Raw genomic sequence first — 18,957 nt, 5'->3', positions numbered from 1 at the left:
ATGATTGTAATCTTGTTTAATTCATCAGTAAAATAGATATTATCGATCTGTAACTTCGATTTTTTCGATATAAGATAAAAAAGGGAGATGACGAGATGGAGATCCGACATTTGAAAACATTCAAAACCATCGTGGATATCGGCGGTTTTACCCGTGCTGCCGATTATTTGGGATATGCGCAGTCCACTGTGACTTCGCACGTTCAAGCAATCGAACAAGAATTAAGAAAGCCGCTGTTCTACAGGCTGGGGAAAAAAATGATGCTGACAGAAGCGGGAAAACACCTTCTCCCTTATGCCGCAGAAATGGTCGAACTGTATGAAAAAGCGAGGCACATTCCGGAAAACGACCAGGATCCGTCGGGAAACTTGATCATCGGCGCCTCGGAATCTTTAACGGTTTACAGATTGCCTGCCATTCTTCACGAATTTACAAACAAATATCCGCAGGTCACGGTCACATTAAAGTCTTCCACGTGCTGGCAGCTGAGAGACGAATTGAAGCAGGGAAAAATCGATGTCGCTTTTCTTTTGGACAACGATCGGAAAGAAAACGACCTTCATGTTGAAAAGCTTGTCAATGAGCCGATGGTATTCATCTTCCCCAAGGAACACCCGGCAGGACAAAAAGCCCTTGATGATTTGACTTTTACCGCAAATGAAACGTTTTTATATACGGAGCACGGCTGTAGCTACCGTGATTTTTTTGAGGAATATTTACGTCAAAGGGGAGTCATTGCCGACCATACGATGGAGTTTTGGAGTGTCGAAGCGATTAAACAGTGCGTGATGTGCGGGTTGGGCGTATCCCTTCTTCCTTTGATCACAACGCGCACTGATATCGAAGAAGGAAAGCTTCAGGGCACGCTGGTCCGCGACGCCCTGTTTTCCACTCAAATGGTTTATCATAAAAACAAATGGCTTTCTCCTGCAATGGCGGCTTTTACAGATATCGTCCGCAGGAAAGCAAAAGACTGGGCACAGGCATAACGTTCCTATATCTAAATGCCTTCGGTATTCATCAGCACGATCCGCCAGCCGTCCGGATCTTCCACCGTTGCCCCTTTGTCCTTCCAATATGGATTTTCTGGCGGCACTTCGTGATAGCCCATGTCAGCGAGCCTATTTAATATAATCTTGATTTCCTTCAGATCAGGAATATAAAAAACGAGCAGATTGTCTTTAGTCGGTGCCGGACAAGGGCTGCCTCCGATATGGGAGGTGAATTCAAGGTGGTATTGGACATTCGGCAGGCCGAACATGACGCCATTATACCCTTGATGGCCGGAAAAACCGCCAAGCTTTTTCAGGCCCAGCCCCTTTTCGTAAAACGCAACGATTTCGTCAAAACGGTCTGTAGGCCGGGCGATTCTGACCTGTACGGCGGAAAAATCGGAAAAACGCATCATGATCATCTCCTTTTTTCCCATTTTAAGCGGTCAAGGATCATTAGAAACGAGGCGAACGGCCGAAATATTTTCATCCTTTCGATGGAATGACAAAAAAGCCCCTTCGGATTGAAGGGGCTTTCGCCATTAATTTGCAACAATATTGACAAGCTTTCCAGGTACAGCAATCACTTTTCTGATCGTTTTTCCTTCGAGCTGTTCTTTTACTTTTTCATTGTTTTTCGCCAGCTCTTCAAGCTGTTCTTTGTCCGCGTCAGCCGGAACGTTCAGTTTCGCTTTCACCTTTCCGTTCAGCTGAACGACGATTTCGACTTCGTCATCAACGAGCTTTGCTTCATCATAGACAGGCCATGCTTCATACGTGATCGTTTCCTCATGACCGAGGCGGCTCCACAGCTCTTCAGCCAAATGAGGCGCGACAGGAGAAAGCAATTTCACGAAGCCTTCCATGTATTCTTTCGGAAGCTGATCAGCTTTATATGCTTCATTGATGAAGACCATCAGCTGTGAAATACCTGTATTAAAGCGCAGGCCTTCGAAATGATCCGTCACTTTCATGACCGTTTCATGGTAGACGCGCTCAAGCGTTTCGCCGGCTCCTTCAACGATCTTCTCGTTTAACCCGCCATTGTCATCGATAAACAAACGCCATACGCGGTCAAGGAAGCGGCGGGCTCCGTCAAGTCCTGTCGTTGACCAGGCGATCGATGCATCCAAAGGTCCCATGAACATTTCGTACAGCCGAAGTGTGTCCGCACCATGCGTCTCCACAATTTCGTCCGGATTGACGACATTGCCTTTGGATTTGCTCATTTTTTCATTGTTTTCACCAAGAATCATCCCTTGGTTATAAAGCTGTTTGAACGGCTCTTTCGTCGGAACGACCCCGATGTCATAAAGGAATTTATGCCAGAAACGCGCATACAATAAGTGAAGTACGGCGTGTTCCGCCCCTCCGATATACATATCGACAGGAAGCCATTCCTTTAATTTTTCAGGGGAAGCCAGTTCATTCGGGTTTTTCGGATCGATGTAGCGCAGGAAGTACCAGCAGCTTCCCGCCCATTGCGGCATCGTATTCGTTTCGCGTCTTCCCTTTTTGCCTGTTTCAGGATCTGTCACTTCCACCCATTCTTTAATGTTCGCTAGAGGGGACTCACCCGTTCCGCTCGGTTTGATTTCCGACGTTTTCGGCAAAATCAGCGGCAGCTCTTCTTCAGGAACCGGCGTCGATGTACCGTCTTCCCAATGGATGACCGGGATCGGTTCGCCCCAGTAGCGCTGACGGCTAAACAGCCAGTCGCGGAGGCGGTATGTTACCTTTTTCTCGCCCTTCCCGTTTTCCTCGAGCCACTGGATCATTTTCTCGATCGCAGCCGCTTTATCAAGGCCGTTCAGAAAATCTGAATGGATATGTTCTCCGTCGCCTGTATATGCTTCTTTCTCAACATCCCCGCCTTTGACGACTTCTTTGATCGGCAGCCCGAATGCTGATGCAAATTCGTGGTCCCGCTCATCATGGGCAGGAACAGCCATAACTGCTCCGGTCCCGTATGTAGCCAAGACATAGTCCGCAATCCAGACCGGAATTTTTTCTCCGTTTGCCGGATTGACCGCATAAGCGCCTGTGAAGACGCCTGTCTTTGTTTTAGCAAGGTCTGTCCGCTCCAAGTCGCTCTTTGATTGAACTTCTTCGATATAGGCGTTGACTGCGTCTTTCTGTTCAGGCGTCGTGATTTTTTGAACCAAATCGTGCTCTGGAGCCAAAACAGCATATGTCGCACCGAATAATGTGTCAGGCCGCGTTGTGAAAACCGTAAACGTTTCGTCTGTGCCGTCGACCGCAAAATGAACATGCGCCCCTTCAGAACGGCCGATCCAGTTGCGCTGCATCTCTTTAATGCTTTCCGGCCAGTCGAGTTCTTCCAAATCTTCAAGCAGGCGGTCGGCATAAGCGGTAATCTTCAGCATCCACTGTTTCATTGGACGGCGTTCTACAGGATGGCCGCCGCGTTCGCTTTTGCCGTCGATGACTTCTTCATTGGCAAGAACGGTTCCAAGCGCAGGACACCAGTTTACAGGGACTTCATCTACATAAGCGAGACCTTTTTCGTAAAGCTTTAAGAAAATCCACTGCGTCCATTTATAGTAGTCCGGATCTGTTGTATTGACTTCTCTGTCCCAGTCATACGAAAAGCCGAGCGCTCTGATCTGGCGGCGGAAGTTGTCAATATTCTGCTCGGTAAAGACGGCAGGATCGTTTCCCGTATCTAGCGCATATTGCTCGGCAGGAAGCCCGAATGCATCCCAGCCCATTGGATGGAGGACATTGTACCCTTGCATCCGTTTCATGCGGGACAAAATGTCAGTTGCTGTATAGCCTTCAGGGTGTCCGACGTGAAGGCCTGCGCCTGACGGATACGGGAACATGTCCAATGCATAAAATTTCGGTTTGGATTTATCTTCACGCGTGGCAAACGTTTTATTTTTCAGCCAATAGTCCTGCCACTTTTTCTCGATTGTTTGATGGTCAAAACTCAATTGTAAAAACCTCCTTTGAATATGTGTACGGCTTCTTTGTCTTCAAGTATGGACGGGACTGGCAGCGTTATATTCAGATTATTCTAAAATCAAAAAAACTCTCCCATCCCTAAGAAGGGACGAGAGATTCGATTTCCCGCGGTACCACCCTTGTTAGTGTGCACGAGGCACACTCACTTGATATCTGTAACGCAGATACGCGGCAGCAGCTTATCACTGCTGCAACTCTGAGGTGAGTTCGGAAGCTCATTTGATTGACTTTCACCAGCCGTCAACTCTCTGAAACAAAATGGGCTTCTTACTGCTCCTCTTCACTGTTCTTGCCGTAACCGTAATCTTATCTGTATTTTATAGAATTCTGTTCATAAGTGCAAGCAGGTTTGTATACAATGGGAATGTGCTGAAAAAAGGGTAAGAGTGAGGATCTTAATCGTGTGGAGATTTGTTTTGCCGTTCGGAGTTCTGTACATTTGCCTGCTGTTCTCTGACAAAGTCAAAGCTTCTCAATACAGCTTCACCGCCGTAGCCGGCAATGATCGATAACACGACAAGCTGAATTCCAGAATCAGGTTCCGCAGATAAAACAAGCAAAATAGAAGCAACCATTCCGACAAGAATATCTTCAAAAAAACCAAGGTAAATGAATCGTTTCGTTGTTCTCGGTTTCTCGAGGCGTCCTCTTTTTTTAATGTGCCCGAGAACCCCCATAATCCCTCCAATCAAACAAGCAACCAAAACTTGATGCAGCATCTTCATCACCTTCCTAAAGCCCTTAGTTTAGTCAAGCGACTTCAGGCCATCGAGCAGCCCCCCTAGACCCCTTGCGATGATATTCGATACTACCATACAGAAAATGTGTTCTGTCTGAGAAGAAAAAAAGCTTGTTTCTTCCATTATATGTGAAGATTTGGTTGATAATCTTGATTCCTTCGATTCATTTTCGGATAATTACAATTACCTATTTTTTCTATGTTACTCACGCATCTGATTGAGCAGAGAGCTGCTTTTCCTTCCTGTCGTATAAAAACGCCGTTCCTATTGCGATCAGCAATAATACGAGCAGAACCACCAGCAATAGCTGCATATTGAAATAATCAACCAGCATTCCGCCAAAAAGCGGTCCGATCATTCTTCCGCCGGTCGCCATACTGTTGACAAACCCTTGATAAAACCCTTCTTTCCCCCTCGGTGCGAGACGGTTTGCGATTGTCGGCACAGCCGGCCATACAAGCATTTCGCCAATGGTCAGCACAACCATCGCGGCAAGAAACCCAGGAAACCGTTCAGCGCCAAACAAAATTCCGTATGCCATCATAAAAATGACAAATCCGATCACGATTTGGTTTTTCAGCGATTCGGCAAACCGTTTCACAAAAAAACCGATCAGCGGCTGACCGAAAACAATGAGCGCCCCGTTCACTGTCCAAAGCACGCTGTACTGCCCCAGAGATATCCCCAGCTCCTGGGTATGTGAAGCGATGGTCGAGGACCATTGCGAATAAGCGACCCATCCGAGCAGGTAGCCCGTACATATGACCAAAAGCGCAGAAAATCTCGATTTCCCGCTGACTGAATCGGCATGATCCAAAACAGAAGACTGCATAGCTTTTTCAGAGCGGATGCGTCTAAATCCGAAAAACGCAATCATGAAAAAGACGGCATATAGCATCGCATTCGCAAGAAAAACATACGCAAATGAAAAAGATGCGACAATTCCGCCGAGCGCTGACCCAACTGCCACCCCTGCGTTTTGCGCCACGTATACAGCATTAAACGGCTTTCTGCCGCCTTCCGGCCAAACTGACCCGGCCATTGCATAGCATGCCGGAAAAACGATCCCTGATCCAAAGCCGGCCAATGTTAAGAAAAGAATGTATTGGAACCAATCGTGAAAAAAGACGAGGCCTGAAAGGCTCGCAAACGTGATTACAATGCCAAGGACAACCGTTTTAAATCCGCCGATTTTATCGAATAGATAGCCCCCGAACAAATTGCCCAGCACATTTGCCCCTGAGTTCAGCATCAGCACAAATCCGGCCGCTGTCAGCGACTTTCCCAAATGCTGATGGATATAGATTGTATTCAGCGGCCATAAAAAAGATGCCCCTGTAACATTGATAAACATTCCGATGACCAAAAGCCATAATGTGCGCGGCATAGCGTTTCCTTCTTTCTCTTTATCATTCCCTCTAGATTCTATTCGTTTTGCCCATTTTTTTCAATTGACGCGATTTCAATTTTCAGCATAAAAAACCCCCTTTTTAAGGGGGAAAATTTTTTTATGATTTGGACATCCATTTCGGCTTTCCGAAACCGGCGAATTCCCGATCGATCGTATCTTCGAAAGCTTTGGATTTTACCGCTTCTTTGAGATCTTTGGCAAATGGCTTGTCTTTGTTTTTTTCATCCACTACTACTTGATTGCGGTAGCGGTCAGGCATGTTCTCAAGCGCCAGCGCGTCCTGCAGCTTCATATTGGCGGAGAGAGCGAAATTTCCCGGGACAGCCGCGATATCCAGGTCATCGACAGATCTTGGAAGATTGGCGGATTCAAGCTGTTTAAAAGTCAGCTTTTTCGGATTTTCCGCAATGTCCTGCACAGAAGCTTTCAATGTGTCGACATCGCTTTTCAGCCGAATCAGCCCCTGATCCTGAAGGGTTAAAAATGCCCTGGCAGCATTTGCCGGATCGTTTGGAACAGCCACTTCCGCTCCGGTTTTGACATCGTTCAAGTCGTTATATTTGGCAGAATAGAGACCCATCGGAGCAGTCGGCACAGAAATGAGCGCCGCAAGATTTTTATTGTTTTCTTGATTGTATGACTTCATAAAAACCTCGTGCTGAAACAAATTGGCGTCGAGTTCGCCTTCGCTTAACGCCGTGTTCGGCTGTATGTAATCGGTGAATTCGACCACTTCCACTTTATAGCCTTTTTTCTCAAGCTCAGGTTGAATCGCTTTTTTGACCATATCGTAATACGGTCCTGCAGTAGCGCCTATTTTGATCGTTTTGCCGTCGCTTTCGGCACTGTTTCCGCATGCGGCCAGAAGCGCCAAGCTCAAGGCCAGTACCAACGCAGAAGTCCATTTTAATAACTTGTTCATGTATATCTCCTCCTCCAAAATAAAAAAACTCTTTCAGACGGCTGAAAGAGTTGATTAAACTTATCTTTCAGAATGCGTCTGACATTCTGCTGGATTTAGCACCTTGCATTCCTGCAGGTTGCTGAGATTTCGCCGGGCCAGTCCCTCCATCTCTCTTTATAAGCTGCATATTCGGTTTTTAAATGATTTCTTTATTTTACGTTTGAATATTTAGATTTGCAAGAAGTTTTTTGTTATAAACATTTTTTTCTTTTTAAGCTAAAATATAGTTATCAATTAAGAAAGGAGACGAATCATGGAATCTATCATGCTGATCGGGTTTTTATCCTTCCTTTTTTCCATCTGCTATCTTGTATTTCATTTGATCAAAAGGATCTTTTCTCCAGGCAAAAGGTTTTCCAGGAAACTCTTTTATCCTTGTTTTGCAGGCGGACTTCTCCTCCTGATCATCTCTGCACCTTATTATGATGAGGAAACATATGCCGCCGATGAGACAAAAACGGAGGATCTGACAACCGAGCTTCAGGAACTGAAAACTGAACACAGCACTTTGCAAAAAGAGCAAACCGCATTAAAACAGCAGGTCAAACAGGCAAACAAAAAACTGAAGGCAGTCAAAGCGGAGAATGACACATTAAAAAAAGAAAACGAAAAACTGACAAAAGAAAAAGACTCGCTTACGAAAAAAACAAAATCGCTGACAGAAAAACTGGCTAAGGCTGAAGAAAAAAGCAGCAGTGCCGAAACCTCTGTAAAAGAAAAGAACGCCACCGCTCAGGCCGGGACGTCACACAGCTCGCCCGTCGCTAAGAACAGCAGCGCTGAGAGCAAACAGGAGTGCAAAATCAAAGGAAGCGTCAACCATATTTATCATACACCGGGAAGTACATATTATGACCGCACGAAAAACGTCACTCGCTGGTTCTGCACAGAACAGGAAGCGCGTGATGCGGGGTACAGACCTCCGAAACGTTAAAAAAGCCGGCATACCGCCGGCTTTTTCTTTACAGCTCTCTTCTTAATGCTGTCAGCACGTTCGTTCTTGTCGCTTTAATGGCCGGATTCAGGCCTGAAAGAATGGCGACTCCTGCACTGATCAAGGTCGCGATGAGGACAAGACTGACCGGAATGTACGAGAAGGTGATGCTGAGGTCTGCTGCACTCGTTTCTCCTTCTGAAACCGATGATAATATGACAGGTATAATCTTGTTCACTAAAAAGCTGATACCGTATGAGATGATAATACCTAAAACAGATCCTAAAATACCGATATAGGCGCTTTCAAGCAGGAACATTCGGCGGATCACGTTCGGGCTCGCCCCGATCGCTTTCATAATGCCGATTTCCTGCGTCCGTTCTGTAACCGCCATTGTCATCGTGTTGAAAATGCCGATCGCTGAAATCAAGACGGCAATGACTCCGACAAAGATCAGACCAATTTTAAAAGCCATGAAAAAAAGATTGATGCTTTCGAGCTTTTTCGTTATTGAATCGACGTAGTAGCCTTCATCCTCCAAATCTGTTGTCAGCTGTCCGACATGTTCAAAGTTATCCGCGTAAACCGAGAGCGACTTTTCGATCATGCCACTGTCTTTGTCCGCCTTCAGAAAACCGGTGATGTCTTTTTGCATGTCGTCGCTGACATAGACTGTTGAATCGCTCGCCCATTCATAAGAAGGTTTTTTCGTCACTCCGACAACTTTCAGATCATATGTTTTCGCTTCCCCTTCTTCACCTGTTTTTTCATCCATTTTTGAAATCTTTAATTCAATCGTTTTGCCGAGAATATCTTCTGCGTATCCTTTTGGTTCTTTTACTTCCTCGGCATTATTTTCCATCTGCTTTTCATAATCTGCGGCTTCTTTTTTCGTCCAGAGGTTCTTCCCGAAATGGTAGCCGACGACGATTTCATTCGGTGTTTTCGCTACGCGGCCGCGATCGAGTTTGATATTGGCTTTTTGCTCAGCGGCCATGTCGGTAATCGAGATATGCGAAATTTGATTATTGGTCCTGTTGCCCAATTTTGCTTCAGCAGGTGCGTACACCTTCGTGCGCTCGATAATCGCAGACACATCTTTGCGGTTTTCAAATTCTTTCAAGTCTTTCTTTTGAACTTTCTGATCGCTTTGCCCTTCTTTTCCGACAACATTTATCTCAGTCACGATCTGCTCTTTCATCAGCTGTTCAGTCATCGATTTTTGCAGGCCGAACCCGACGGATGCGAGCACGATTAAAAACGCGCAGGCCACCGTTGTTGCGAGAATGGTCATGAATACACGCAGGCGGTTTTTCTTCATATTTCTTCTAATGAACTTCAGCTGATCCTTAAACTTCAACAGTCTCTACCCCTTTCTCTAACACGCCATCAGATAAATGAAATTTCGTATTGGCGATCGATGCCACCTCGTCATCGTGCGTGATGATGACAAATGTAATGCCGCGTTCCCTGTTCAGCTGTCGAATGAATTCGAGGATTTCCTGCTCTGTTTCGGAATCCAGGCTTCCGGTCGGTTCGTCAGCTAAAATGATTGATGGATTCAAGATCAAAGCGCGGGCGATGCTGACGCGCTGCTGCTGTCCGCCTGAAAGCTCATTCGGATAGTGGCCGGCGTGGTTTTCAAGGCCGACGCGGTGAAGCATTTCATTGACGCGCTGCTTTCGCTCCGACGGATGAACACCTTTTAAAGTTAGAGGCAGTTCGATATTTTCAAAAGTCGTCAAGCTCGGAATCAGCTGAAAACTTTGAAAGATGAAGCCGAAATGCTCAAGCCTGAATGCGGCCCATTCTTTTTCGCTGTACTTCGTGACATCCGTGCCGTCGATGACGATGTTGCCTTTTGTCGGGGCAATGTAGCCGGAAATCAAGTTCAACAGCGTCGATTTTCCGGAACCGCTCCGTCCGACAATGCAAGCGATTTCGCCTTTTTCGACGGTAAGCGAGACGTCCTTTAACACTTTAATTTCATTTTCCCTTCCCTTTTTGCCGACTTTAAACGAGTGGTGAATATGCTCTACACTGATCATTTGTAAATCTCCTCTCCATTTTGATTACAGCTGTTTTATTTTTTTAAAAATCAAGAAGTAACTGATTAAAAATCCGACTGCCAAACCGATCAACATACCGAAGATATAGCTGAACAGGTTCGAAGCAGCGGCTGTGCCGAATCCCCAGATGCCAAATAAAATAACGAGAATCTGGATCGGACGATCCATTTTTCTCCAGAGAAAAAAATGTCCGTTCCGTTCAAGCTGCTGTTTGATAAAGCAGAAATAGCCGATTATATAAAACAAGATCCCCATGGCGAGCGGAATAAGCGTAAAGGCCAGGCTGCCGTCTTGAATGCCGAAACTGTTGAGGTATATGATCGGCGTCATATAATCTAGTAGTTCTGTTTCATCATAAAAGAAAGCAGGGTCATGCCCAAAGAAACCCAGGATGATTCGTAAGTTGGCCAGCGGAAGGCCGATCAGCAAATACGGCAGAATCGACGCTGAAAAAGCAACGATCATCTGGGCCAGCGGATTGCCGGTCATCGCCCCCGCCGCCATGACAAGCGAGTAGACCATAAAGCAGAAGATGACCGACCCGATAAAATACTCATGGAAATGGACGACGTCAACCTTATATAAAACAATCAAGGCATAAGATAAAAAATAAGATAATAGCTGGGCTGTTAAAAGAATTGAAATGCCAAAGAAATATTTAGTGTTGAAAATGATGCCGCGTTGATAAGGGAGACCGAGAGTAAAATCAAGCGTTCCTCTGCTCCGTTCAAACCCGATCTGGCTGAGTGCAAGCGCGACTCCGCCAACCCAGAACATTCTGATAGTCCCGCTTACCCCATAATCTTTATATAAAACGCACTCTATATCGGGAAATTTTTTCTGTTCTGCAAGGCATCCCTGGTACTGGAAATAATCATTCAAAATCGCTAGCGGCTCACTCAGCATCACCGCTGCAAACACGACTAAAAAAATCCAGAAATGTTGTTTCCATTCTTTATATAAAAGTCCGCGCTCTACCATCTTCGCTTACCTCCATACTTCGCGATGAATACTTCCTCAAGACTGACCGGAAGCTCGTTCCAAACTTTCGGAGACAAACTTTTAAGAAATTGTTTGCTCACATCGTCTTCTTTCAGAATCAACACTGTATAAAAGACGCCGGTGTGATCCAAAACAGGGATTTCCCTTTCCCTGATTTTTAAATTGACATCTTCTTCAAATGCCATTTGGATTTTAATAAAATCGCCTTTCAGTTCATCAAGATCCATGATGTTCGACAATGTATTGTCTTCGAGAAAACCGATTCGGTTGCACATTCTTTCAATATCCTCAAGCCGGTGGGATGTGATGAGAATCGTCGTGTTGTTTTCAGCCACCTCATCGACCATCAGCTGAAGAACGTCTTGTCTTGTGACGGCATCAATGCCGTCTGTCGGCTCATCAAGCAATATGACCGCCGGCCGGATCGCAAATGACAAGATCAGCGACATTTGCTTTTTCAATCCTGTAGACAATTCCCTGTACTTTTTTGTTTCGGGAATATCGTACCGGTTCATTAATTCATTTGCGTATGTAACATCAAAGTCCGGATAAATGTTACGTAAAATATTGACGAGCTGTTTGTAATTGTATTTTTCGAAGTAGGTGTTTTGAACCGGCATATAGACGATGTTGCGCTTTACGAGCGGATGGTCCTTCACCTTGACGCTGCCGAAGTAGATGTCTCCCTCATCAGGCAGCAGGATTTGCTGAATCAGGCGGAGAAGCGTCGTTTTTCCTGAGCCGTTTCTTCCGAGCAGTCCGAAAATCTCTCCTTCCTCCAGCTTAAAGGAGATGTCTTTGAGTATTTGTTTTCCGTCAATCGTTTTTGACACAGATTTGAGCTCAATCATTCACTTCGCCTCCTCTCACTTCTTCGTCAATTTCCGCCATCCACTCCTGCAGCTTTTTGGTGTCGATCCCCGCGTAATGCGCATCGATGATCAGCTGTTTTAACTGCTCTTTAATCATCGCAATCTTCCCTTCATCAAGCGTAACTTTCGCGTTTTCTGAAATATACGTTCCTCTACCCCTCAACGTTTCAATTATTCCTTCACGTTCAAGTTCTTTATAGGCTTTGCTGACCGTATTCGGGTTTGCAATGATAATGGTTGCAAGCTCTCTGACAGAAGGAAGTTTATCTCCAGGCTTGATTATCCCTTTTAAGCAAAGCTCTTTCATCTGCTGGATAATCTGCTCATAGATCGGGGTTGAGCTTCTCGGATCGATTTGAATCATCTATCTCCCTTCTTTCTCGTTCAATCTCAGGTCATTCACTTTTAAAAAAACACGTATCCCAAATTTTCTTGAATTATAAAGCCCAGCTTCGCAAGTACAAACAAGAACGAACAGGCAATGATAAACGCCACGACCACCATTGGCGTTACTTTTTTATGTTTATCACTCATGAGTATTGCTCCTTTACATGTGTGTGTTAATTGTATTACTCGATATAGTACACCTAATACATTAAATACATCGTCTTTTTTTGTCAATCACTTTTTTCAAAAAAAATGAACCCTTTCAAAAAGGGTTCATCTTTCATACGATCTCTGCAGAATCATATTGTTTTGAAGGGTTTGCAGCTGAAGCCTTTTGCGGTGAATTTCCTCCCTTTGCTGCTCATTGGCAAACAGCGAAAGTTTGTTTAATTCATTGACCGCGTTTTCAAGCATCAGCTGCGCATCGCTGTACTCTGTCTCATTGTAATGCTCCTGCCTGCTTGCAGTTTCAAATTGAGATAAAGCATAATCATAAGCATCCTCGCTTCTTTGGATATGCTCTCCGACGGATTGTCTTGTAGCCAAAGAAAACCCCTCCTTAATGGAAAAATCCATCGTGATTAGTTTGACCATCACAGCCGTGATCATTGAAGAAAATAATTGGGAATCGGTTTGTTCTTATCGTGTTTATTTGCTACAATTTTAGGATGCGTGATACTAAAAGGAGGTCCTTTTGTTTGCATCAAAACAACCCTTTTCCATATACGAACAGTGAAAAACGATATCATACATGGAATTATCATTTGAGAAATCATTTCGGTCATAAAGTGTTTAAAGTCGCCCTTGACGGAGGCTTTGACTGCCCGAACCGCGACGGTACGGTCGCACACGGCGGCTGCACATTTTGCAGCGCCGCAGGGAGCGGAGACTTTGCGGGAAACCGGGCCGACGATCTTATTACCCAATTTAATGAAGTGCGCGACAGAATGCATGAAAAATGGAAAGACGGCAAATACATGGCGTACTTTCAAGCATTTACGAATACGCATGCTCCTGTCAGCGTTCTTCGCGAAAAATACGAAACGGTCCTCGGCCTTGACGGCGTAGTCGGCCTATCAATCGCAACCCGGCCGGACTGTCTTCCTGACGATGTTGTCGAATATCTTGCCGAGCTTAATGAACGCACATACCTCTGGGTGGAGCTCGGCCTTCAGACCGTTCATGAACGGACGGCTGATTTGATCAATCGCGCCCACGATTTCGACTGCTATGTGGAAGGCGTGAACAAGCTGAGGAAGCACGGCATCCGCGTCTGCTCCCACATCATTAACGGGCTGCCTCTCGAAGACCGCGGCATGATGATGGAAACCGCAAAAGCCGTCGCCGATTTGGACGTGCAGGGGATTAAAATCCATCTGCTGCACTTGTTAAAGGGAACGCCAATGGTGAAGCAGTATGAAAAAGGAAAATTAACGTTCCTTTCTCAAGATGAATATGTCCAGCTTGTTTGCGATCAGCTTGAAATTCTTCCGCCGGAAATGATCATTCACCGGATTACTGGTGATGGACCGATCGAATTGATGGTCGGACCGATGTGGAGCGTCAATAAATGGGAAGTCTTAAACGCCATCAACGGAGAACTGGAAAGGCGCGGCAGCTATCAGGGGAAATGGTTCAACAAGGCGAAAGAAGGCATGGCCACATGAAACTTAAAAAAATCCTCCCGTATGCGAAAGATCTGCTGAAAACAGCCGCAGGCGAAGGAGACATCGTCATTGATGCGACAATGGGAAACGGACATGATACGTATTTTTTAGCAGAACTTGTCGGTGAAAGCGGACATGTCTATGCCTTTGATATCCAGGAAGAGGCGCTGATCCATACCGCGGAAAGGCTTGGAGAAAAGCACCGCGGCAACGTCACCCTGATTCAAAAAAGCCACGATAAGGTGATTGAATCGCTTCCGTCTGAAGTGATTGGACGTGTGTCAGCAGCCGTCTTTAATCTCGGGTATCTGCCGGGCGGAGACAAAGCGGTAACAACAAGAAGCGAGTCGACCATTTCGAGCATCGAGCAGCTGCTGCACATCCTGAAAGACGAAGGGCTGATCGTGCTTGTCGTCTATCACGGCCATCCTGAAGGAAAAAGGGAGAAGGAAGACCTTCTCGAATTTTGCTCTAAGCTTGACCAGGATAAAGCCCGCGTCCTCTGCTATCAGTATTTAAACCAGCGGAATGATCCCCCGTTTATTATCGCCATTGAAAAAAAAGCTCAAATCAGCAAATGATTTGAGCTTTCTTTATGAACTTTTCATCCACGGCATTTTTTGAATTTTGCGGTATGCCCTTCCGTTAATATAGAAAAAGAAAGACGTTTTGCCGCTCGCTTTAATCAGCTTCTTCGCAAGCCGGCCGATTTCCTTCTGGCCCGCTACTTTGTCATCCGACAAATAAACGCCTAACAGACCTCTGTTGATCAAACGGTGAAAGTTTTCGTGCGGGATCCCGCGCAAATGTTCATCCGCCATTTCGATGAAATATTCGAGCCTTTCCATCATATCTGAATGTGACGGGTAATACGTGCAGAAATTCAAATCTCCGCCGATTAGATCTTCCTCCTGGTCAATTAAATAATCGAGCAGAATATGCAGTCCCTGTATGTACGGAAAATAGCTGTCGCGGATCTTTCCGGCCATCGATTCAGTAAAATCGGGACGGACGGAATACGATACGAGGCAAAAAATGCCGAGTGTTGAACCCGCACAGGCTGAGAACTCATACCATTCCATTTTCGGCAAAGCCGATTTATAATTCTCAAACCACGCTTCAAGCCGGGGAACGCGCTCATGCTCCACGACGTGTTTATGAACTTGCAGGTCGCAGTAGTAGCTGCAAAGCTCAAGCAGATGCTCCTTGATCAGATCATAGTTCTCAATTTCCGCAAGCACGCCTTGACATGTTTTCACTAAGTCGTGCAAATAGCCTTGATCATCCTGGTCTTCCCTGAACCGGTAATAGTTTTTCAATTCAGCCCCGACTGTCAGCGCGTCTTTCATCGACTGGTGAAGCATGGTAAAATCATCCGGATCAAGCGAGGTGCTCCGGTCGCATAGATTGTCGAGATAGTCGCTTATCGTCTGATACGCCGTAATAAACCGGATCGACTGCTCGATTTTGTCGCCTGAAAGGAGAGCCATAATGCCGCCGCCTTCACAGTGAAAGGTTTTATCCCTGATGCTGGCTTTCGCCTGCGTTTTCAGCTCGGGATTTTGAATCGTTTCAGCTTTTCGTTTCCACTTGTCCAATTCCTGATGAACAAGGGGAAAGACTTCTCTGTATACTTTAGCCATTAATCCAAAAGGATGCTCCGGTACTGCCAAAGAATGCACCTCCATTATGTTATATACTGTTCTGCAAACGCTCTGGCCGCTTTAAAAACGTCTTCCCGCTCAGGCTCATTGAAAATTTCGTGGTATAAGTCCTCCCATTCCCTGTACGTCTTATTGTGGGAAGCAAGCTGGTTAAACCACTTGACGACCATTTTTTTGTCGACAAGCCAGTCTGTGCCCGCCTGCATGACAAAGAGCGGGATGTTGAGAAAGGCGTCCGTCGGCTCCATCGCGCTTTTCAACGCTTTTAACATTTCTTGATACCATCTGACAGAAACTTTTGTGATATATAATGAATCGTTGATGTCCATTTCGATAACTTCTTTGTTTCTCGTCGCTTTATCAGGCGTGATCCCGGATTCAAACCTCATGGTCGGGGCCAAAACGTTAAGTCCTTTGGAAATCCAGTCCAAAAATTTGTTCGGCTTTAATTGCAGCCCGAGACAAGGGGATGATAAAATGAGACCGGCAATGCCGCTTTGCTGCTGCTTAAACCATTCGATCGCGATCAGGCCACCCATGCTGTGCCCGAGCATAAACACAGGCAGTTCATATGCTTTCGCCCTAGCGACCCATTTGTCCACTTCATCAATATATTCTTGAAATGAGCGTATATGTCCTCTTTCTCTTGTCGAAGTTCCCTGGCCGGGCAAATCCCCCATCACGACATTAAACCCGGATGAACGCCACATTTCGGACAGCCATTTATACCGCCCGTGATGCTCACATGCACCGTGAATGATGACGATTGAAGCAACAGGTCTTTCCGCTTCCATGCACCACATGCTGACCACCTCACACAATTTTATAAATGAAAGGATGAAACCTATGATCTACCCTTATAAAAAAACGCAACCCGTTATTCATGAAACGGCGTTTATCGCCGACAACGCGGTCATCACCGGAGATGTAACAATCGGAGAGCGATCAAGCATCTGGTTCTCTTCTGTTATCCGCGGCGATGTCGCCCCGGTCAGAATTGGAAAAGGCGTGAACATTCAAGACCTTTCCTGTCTGCACCAAAGCCCTGAACGCCCTCTCGTGATTGAAGACGGTGTGACGGTAGGCCATCAGGTTACATTGCACAGCTCCGTAATTCGAAAGCATGCCCTTATCGGAATGGGGTCGGTTATTCTTGACGAAGCGGAAATCGGGGAAGGCGCTTTTATCGGGGCAGGCAGCCTTGTCCCGCCTGGCAAAAAGATCCCGCCCGGGCACCTCGCATTCGGCAGGCCCGCTAAAGTCATCCGCCCGTTAACCGACAAAGATAAACAGGAAATGGAAAGAATTCGCAAAGAATATATTGAAAAAGGACAATACTACAAATCCTTGCAAAAAAAAGATTAGCTTTGCTACAACTTTACCATTTTTCCACCGATAATTTAAGCAATAACCTTTTCGGCCGCACGCGTCTGCGGCTTTTTTCTTTTCCGGATCTTTACAAATACTTATCATTTGCTAAACATTCATTTTTTACAATAAACATGTAGCAGCCATTCATGTAAAGGGGGTTATGACATTTGAATAAACTGATGGTCGGCATCTACAACTTTGAATGCCGGATTTTCCTCGGTATGAACAGCTTATTTCACCAAAAAACACTAAACCGTTATTTTCGTTCCTCAACTCATTTGGGAGGAGCTTGCTGCACGATTTCCGCCTGCCTGTCTCTCTTGCTGTTCGGATCTGGAAATGTTCGTACAGCAGGGATCGCCAGCGCCCTTGCACTTTTGGTCAGCCACCTTCAAGTCATGCTGATCAAAAAGCTGTATCCGAGAAAGCGGCCGTATTTAACGCTAAAGGAAACACAGGTTTTGCAAAATCCGCTCAAAGATCATTCTTTTCCATCCGGCCATACGACCGCGGTATTTTCTGTCATTACACCGCTAATGATATTCTTTCCGATACTCGCGCTTTTATTAATTCCGGTAGGCATCAGTGTGGGGCTCTCCAGAATTTATCTCGGTCTTCATTATCCTTCGGATGTTCTGGCAGGCACGGCCCTCGGAATTTCAGTCGGAACTTTGTCGGCGATGATCTTCTAAGCCGGCCGTTTCTTCCAAAGCGTCATTGATTTTTACATCACCAACAGGAGGGGAAACGATGAAAATTGCGATATTTACGGACACGTTCACACCAGATGTGAACGGCTGCGCCAGAACGCTGAAAAGGTATACGGATTATCTTGAAAAAAACGGGATTCCCTATAAAGTATTTGCGCCGGAAAGCACGCATGAAACACAATTTTCGAGCCGCATCCGCCGTTTTACGAGCATGCCGTTCTTCTTATACCCCGAGTGCAGAATCGCTCTTCCTAATCTCATCAAAATGAAATCAGAACTCCGCGAATTCCATCCCGATCTCATTCACATCGCGACTCCTTTTAATATCGGCCTGGCGGGGCTCAAGCTTGCGAAGAAATGGAACATCCCCGTCGTAGGCTCTTACCATACCGATTTTGACCAGTACCTTTCATATTATGATCTTCAAATGTTTTCCAAACTATTATGGAAATATATGCACTGGTTTCATAAAGATTTTCGAAAAGTTTTCGTACCTTCGCGCGAAACGTTCATGCAGCTCAAGGCCAAACAATTCAGGAACCTCTCCATCTGGAAGCGCGGCGTGGACTGCTCGCTGTTCAGTCCGGCGTATCAAACCGAACACATCCGAAAGCGATACGGCATAAAGGAAACCTACATCCTCAGCTATGTCGGAAGGCTGGCACCTGAAAAAGACTTGGAGACGCTGCTCAAGATCGCAAGTCACCCCGCTTTGAAAGATGACGTCCACTGGCTGATCGCCGGAGACGGCCCATTAAAGAAAGAGCTTGAGAAGCGAGCTCCCCTCAACATGACTTTTGCCGGCTATGTCAAAGGAGAAGAGCTGGCAAGCATCTATGCGAGCTCAGATTTGTTCGTCTTTCCTTCTCCGACGGAAACCTTCGGAAATTCCGCCCTTGAAGCGCTCGCCTGCGGGACGCCTGTTATCGGGGCAGATTCCGGCGGCCTGAAAGACTTTATACAAAACGGAAGAAACGGTTTTCTTTCCGAACCTAGAAATCCGGAAGTATTCACCGCAAATATATTGCGCGTCCTCTCCAACCCGTCGTTAAAAAAACGGATGGCATACGATGCGAGAAGCTATGCCCTTACCCAGTCGTGGGATGTGATTTTTGACAATCTCCTCTCCGAATGTGAAAGTGTGGTTGCAGATTTATCAGCAGAAAAACCGGCATAAAAAAAGAAG

The 18,957-nt window shown here is 45.9% G+C and carries 19 protein-coding genes, 1 pseudogene, 1 riboswitch and 1 other annotated feature; of the genes and pseudogenes, 7 read left to right on the top strand and 13 right to left on the bottom strand.

Features of this window, described 5'->3' with window-relative positions:
- Positions 1-95: 95 nt before the first annotated feature.
- The gene (locus H2R00_RS20620; protein WP_182070193.1) at positions 96-989 is read left to right on the top strand and encodes a LysR family transcriptional regulator; all 894 of its coding nucleotides are present in this window, start codon (positions 96-98) and stop codon (positions 987-989) included.
- 11 nt (positions 990-1,000) lie between these two features.
- Here H2R00_RS20620 and H2R00_RS20615 read toward each other — a convergent pair whose 3' ends face one another.
- The 5 genes from H2R00_RS20615 to H2R00_RS20595 form a co-directional block, all read right to left on the bottom strand.
- Complete coding sequence (locus tag H2R00_RS20615; RefSeq protein WP_182070192.1) at positions 1,001-1,408, bottom strand: VOC family protein; 408 nt, start codon at positions 1,406-1,408, stop codon at positions 1,001-1,003.
- 126 nt (positions 1,409-1,534) lie between these two features.
- On the bottom strand, positions 1,535-3,949 hold the full coding sequence (gene leuS, locus H2R00_RS20610; protein ID WP_154997180.1) for a leucine--tRNA ligase: 2,415 nt from the start codon (positions 3,947-3,949) through the stop codon (positions 1,535-1,537).
- Between the two features lie 112 nt (positions 3,950-4,061).
- Positions 4,062-4,273: a binding site (T-box leader), on the bottom strand.
- 102 nt (positions 4,274-4,375) lie between these two features.
- The gene (locus H2R00_RS20605; RefSeq protein WP_142238592.1) at positions 4,376-4,705 is read right to left on the bottom strand and encodes a DUF4257 domain-containing protein; all 330 of its coding nucleotides are present in this window, start codon (positions 4,703-4,705) and stop codon (positions 4,376-4,378) included.
- 220 nt (positions 4,706-4,925) lie between these two features.
- Positions 4,926-6,107, bottom strand: coding sequence for an MDR family MFS transporter (locus H2R00_RS20600; RefSeq protein ID WP_182070191.1), 1,182 nt, complete (start codon positions 6,105-6,107; stop codon positions 4,926-4,928).
- A 121-nt stretch (positions 6,108-6,228) separates the two neighbouring features.
- A complete protein-coding gene (locus tag H2R00_RS20595; RefSeq protein WP_182070190.1) occupies positions 6,229-7,053 on the bottom strand; it encodes a MetQ/NlpA family ABC transporter substrate-binding protein in 825 nt (274 codons plus the stop codon).
- Between the two features lie 57 nt (positions 7,054-7,110).
- Positions 7,111-7,218: riboswitch (SAM riboswitch) on the bottom strand.
- A 130-nt stretch (positions 7,219-7,348) separates the two neighbouring features.
- Here H2R00_RS20595 and H2R00_RS20590 point away from each other — a divergent pair.
- Entirely contained in the window at positions 7,349-8,029 is a 681-nt protein-coding gene (locus H2R00_RS20590) for a sunset domain-containing protein (RefSeq protein WP_154997175.1), read from the top strand.
- Between the two features lie 28 nt (positions 8,030-8,057).
- Here the strand turns inward: H2R00_RS20590 and H2R00_RS20585 are convergent, their stop codons facing one another.
- From H2R00_RS20585 to H2R00_RS20560, 6 genes are all read right to left on the bottom strand, one after another.
- Positions 8,058-9,389 carry an ABC transporter permease gene (locus tag H2R00_RS20585; protein ID WP_182070189.1) on the bottom strand — a complete coding sequence of 444 codons (1,332 nt, stop codon included), beginning with the start codon at positions 9,387-9,389 and terminating at the stop codon, positions 8,058-8,060.
- Positions 9,379-10,077 carry an ABC transporter ATP-binding protein gene (locus H2R00_RS20580; protein ID WP_182070188.1) on the bottom strand — a complete coding sequence of 233 codons (699 nt, stop codon included), beginning with the start codon at positions 10,075-10,077 and terminating at the stop codon, positions 9,379-9,381. The genes H2R00_RS20585 and H2R00_RS20580 overlap by 11 nt, the downstream gene beginning before the upstream one ends.
- 24 nt (positions 10,078-10,101) lie before the next feature.
- Positions 10,102-11,079: an ABC transporter permease gene (locus H2R00_RS20575; protein ID WP_182070187.1), complete on the bottom strand. Its 978-nt coding sequence runs from the start codon at positions 11,077-11,079 to the stop codon at positions 10,102-10,104.
- Positions 11,073-11,951 carry an ATP-binding cassette domain-containing protein gene (locus H2R00_RS20570; RefSeq protein ID WP_182070186.1) on the bottom strand — a complete coding sequence of 293 codons (879 nt, stop codon included), beginning with the start codon at positions 11,949-11,951 and terminating at the stop codon, positions 11,073-11,075. Before H2R00_RS20570 ends, H2R00_RS20575 begins: the two co-directional genes overlap by 7 nt.
- Positions 11,944-12,336: a GntR family transcriptional regulator gene (locus H2R00_RS20565; protein ID WP_003184565.1), complete on the bottom strand. Its 393-nt coding sequence runs from the start codon at positions 12,334-12,336 to the stop codon at positions 11,944-11,946. The genes H2R00_RS20570 and H2R00_RS20565 overlap by 8 nt, the downstream gene beginning before the upstream one ends.
- Before the next feature lie 296 nt (positions 12,337-12,632).
- Positions 12,633-12,905 carry a YtzC family protein gene (locus H2R00_RS20560; protein WP_003184568.1) on the bottom strand — a complete coding sequence of 91 codons (273 nt, stop codon included), beginning with the start codon at positions 12,903-12,905 and terminating at the stop codon, positions 12,633-12,635.
- Positions 12,906-13,057: 152 nt separating this feature from the next.
- On the opposite strand from H2R00_RS20560, the gene mnmL reads away from it, so the two are divergent.
- Positions 13,058-14,026 carry a tRNA modification radical SAM protein MnmL/YtqA gene (mnmL, locus tag H2R00_RS20555; RefSeq protein WP_043926277.1) on the top strand — a complete coding sequence of 323 codons (969 nt, stop codon included), beginning with the start codon at positions 13,058-13,060 and terminating at the stop codon, positions 14,024-14,026.
- Positions 14,023-14,607 (top strand): tRNA 5-(aminomethyl)-2-thiouridylate-methyltransferase MnmM, encoded by a 585-nt coding sequence (gene mnmM / locus H2R00_RS20550; protein ID WP_154997164.1) that lies wholly within the window; start codon positions 14,023-14,025, stop codon positions 14,605-14,607. Before mnmL ends, mnmM begins: the two co-directional genes overlap by 4 nt.
- Here mnmM and H2R00_RS20545 read toward each other — a convergent pair.
- Positions 14,597-15,699, bottom strand: a pseudogene (locus H2R00_RS20545) (tetraprenyl-beta-curcumene synthase family protein). The gene mnmM and the pseudogene H2R00_RS20545 overlap by 11 nt on opposite strands.
- Positions 15,700-15,713: 14 nt before the next feature.
- The gene (locus H2R00_RS20540) at positions 15,714-16,493 is read right to left on the bottom strand and encodes an alpha/beta hydrolase (protein WP_182070185.1); all 780 of its coding nucleotides are present in this window, start codon (positions 16,491-16,493) and stop codon (positions 15,714-15,716) included.
- Between the two features lie 43 nt (positions 16,494-16,536).
- On the opposite strand from H2R00_RS20540, the gene H2R00_RS20535 reads away from it, so the two are divergent.
- From H2R00_RS20535 to H2R00_RS20525, 3 genes are all read left to right on the top strand, one after another.
- The gene (locus H2R00_RS20535) at positions 16,537-17,055 is read left to right on the top strand and encodes a gamma carbonic anhydrase (RefSeq protein ID WP_182070184.1); all 519 of its coding nucleotides are present in this window, start codon (positions 16,537-16,539) and stop codon (positions 17,053-17,055) included.
- A gap of 185 nt (positions 17,056-17,240) precedes the next feature.
- Entirely contained in the window at positions 17,241-17,753 is a 513-nt protein-coding gene (locus tag H2R00_RS20530; RefSeq protein WP_411802386.1) for a phosphatase PAP2 family protein, read from the top strand.
- 58 nt (positions 17,754-17,811) lie between these two features.
- On the top strand, positions 17,812-18,948 hold the full coding sequence (locus H2R00_RS20525; RefSeq protein WP_154997158.1) for a glycosyltransferase family 4 protein: 1,137 nt from the start codon (positions 17,812-17,814) through the stop codon (positions 18,946-18,948).
- The last annotated feature ends 9 nt before the right edge of the window (positions 18,949-18,957 follow it).

This window comes from Bacillus haynesii (assembly GCF_014042035.1).
Classification (GTDB): domain Bacteria; phylum Bacillota; class Bacilli; order Bacillales; family Bacillaceae; genus Bacillus; species Bacillus haynesii.
The sequence above is the reverse complement of the archived record's forward strand: the minus strand, read 5'-3'. Positions and strand labels throughout refer to the sequence as shown.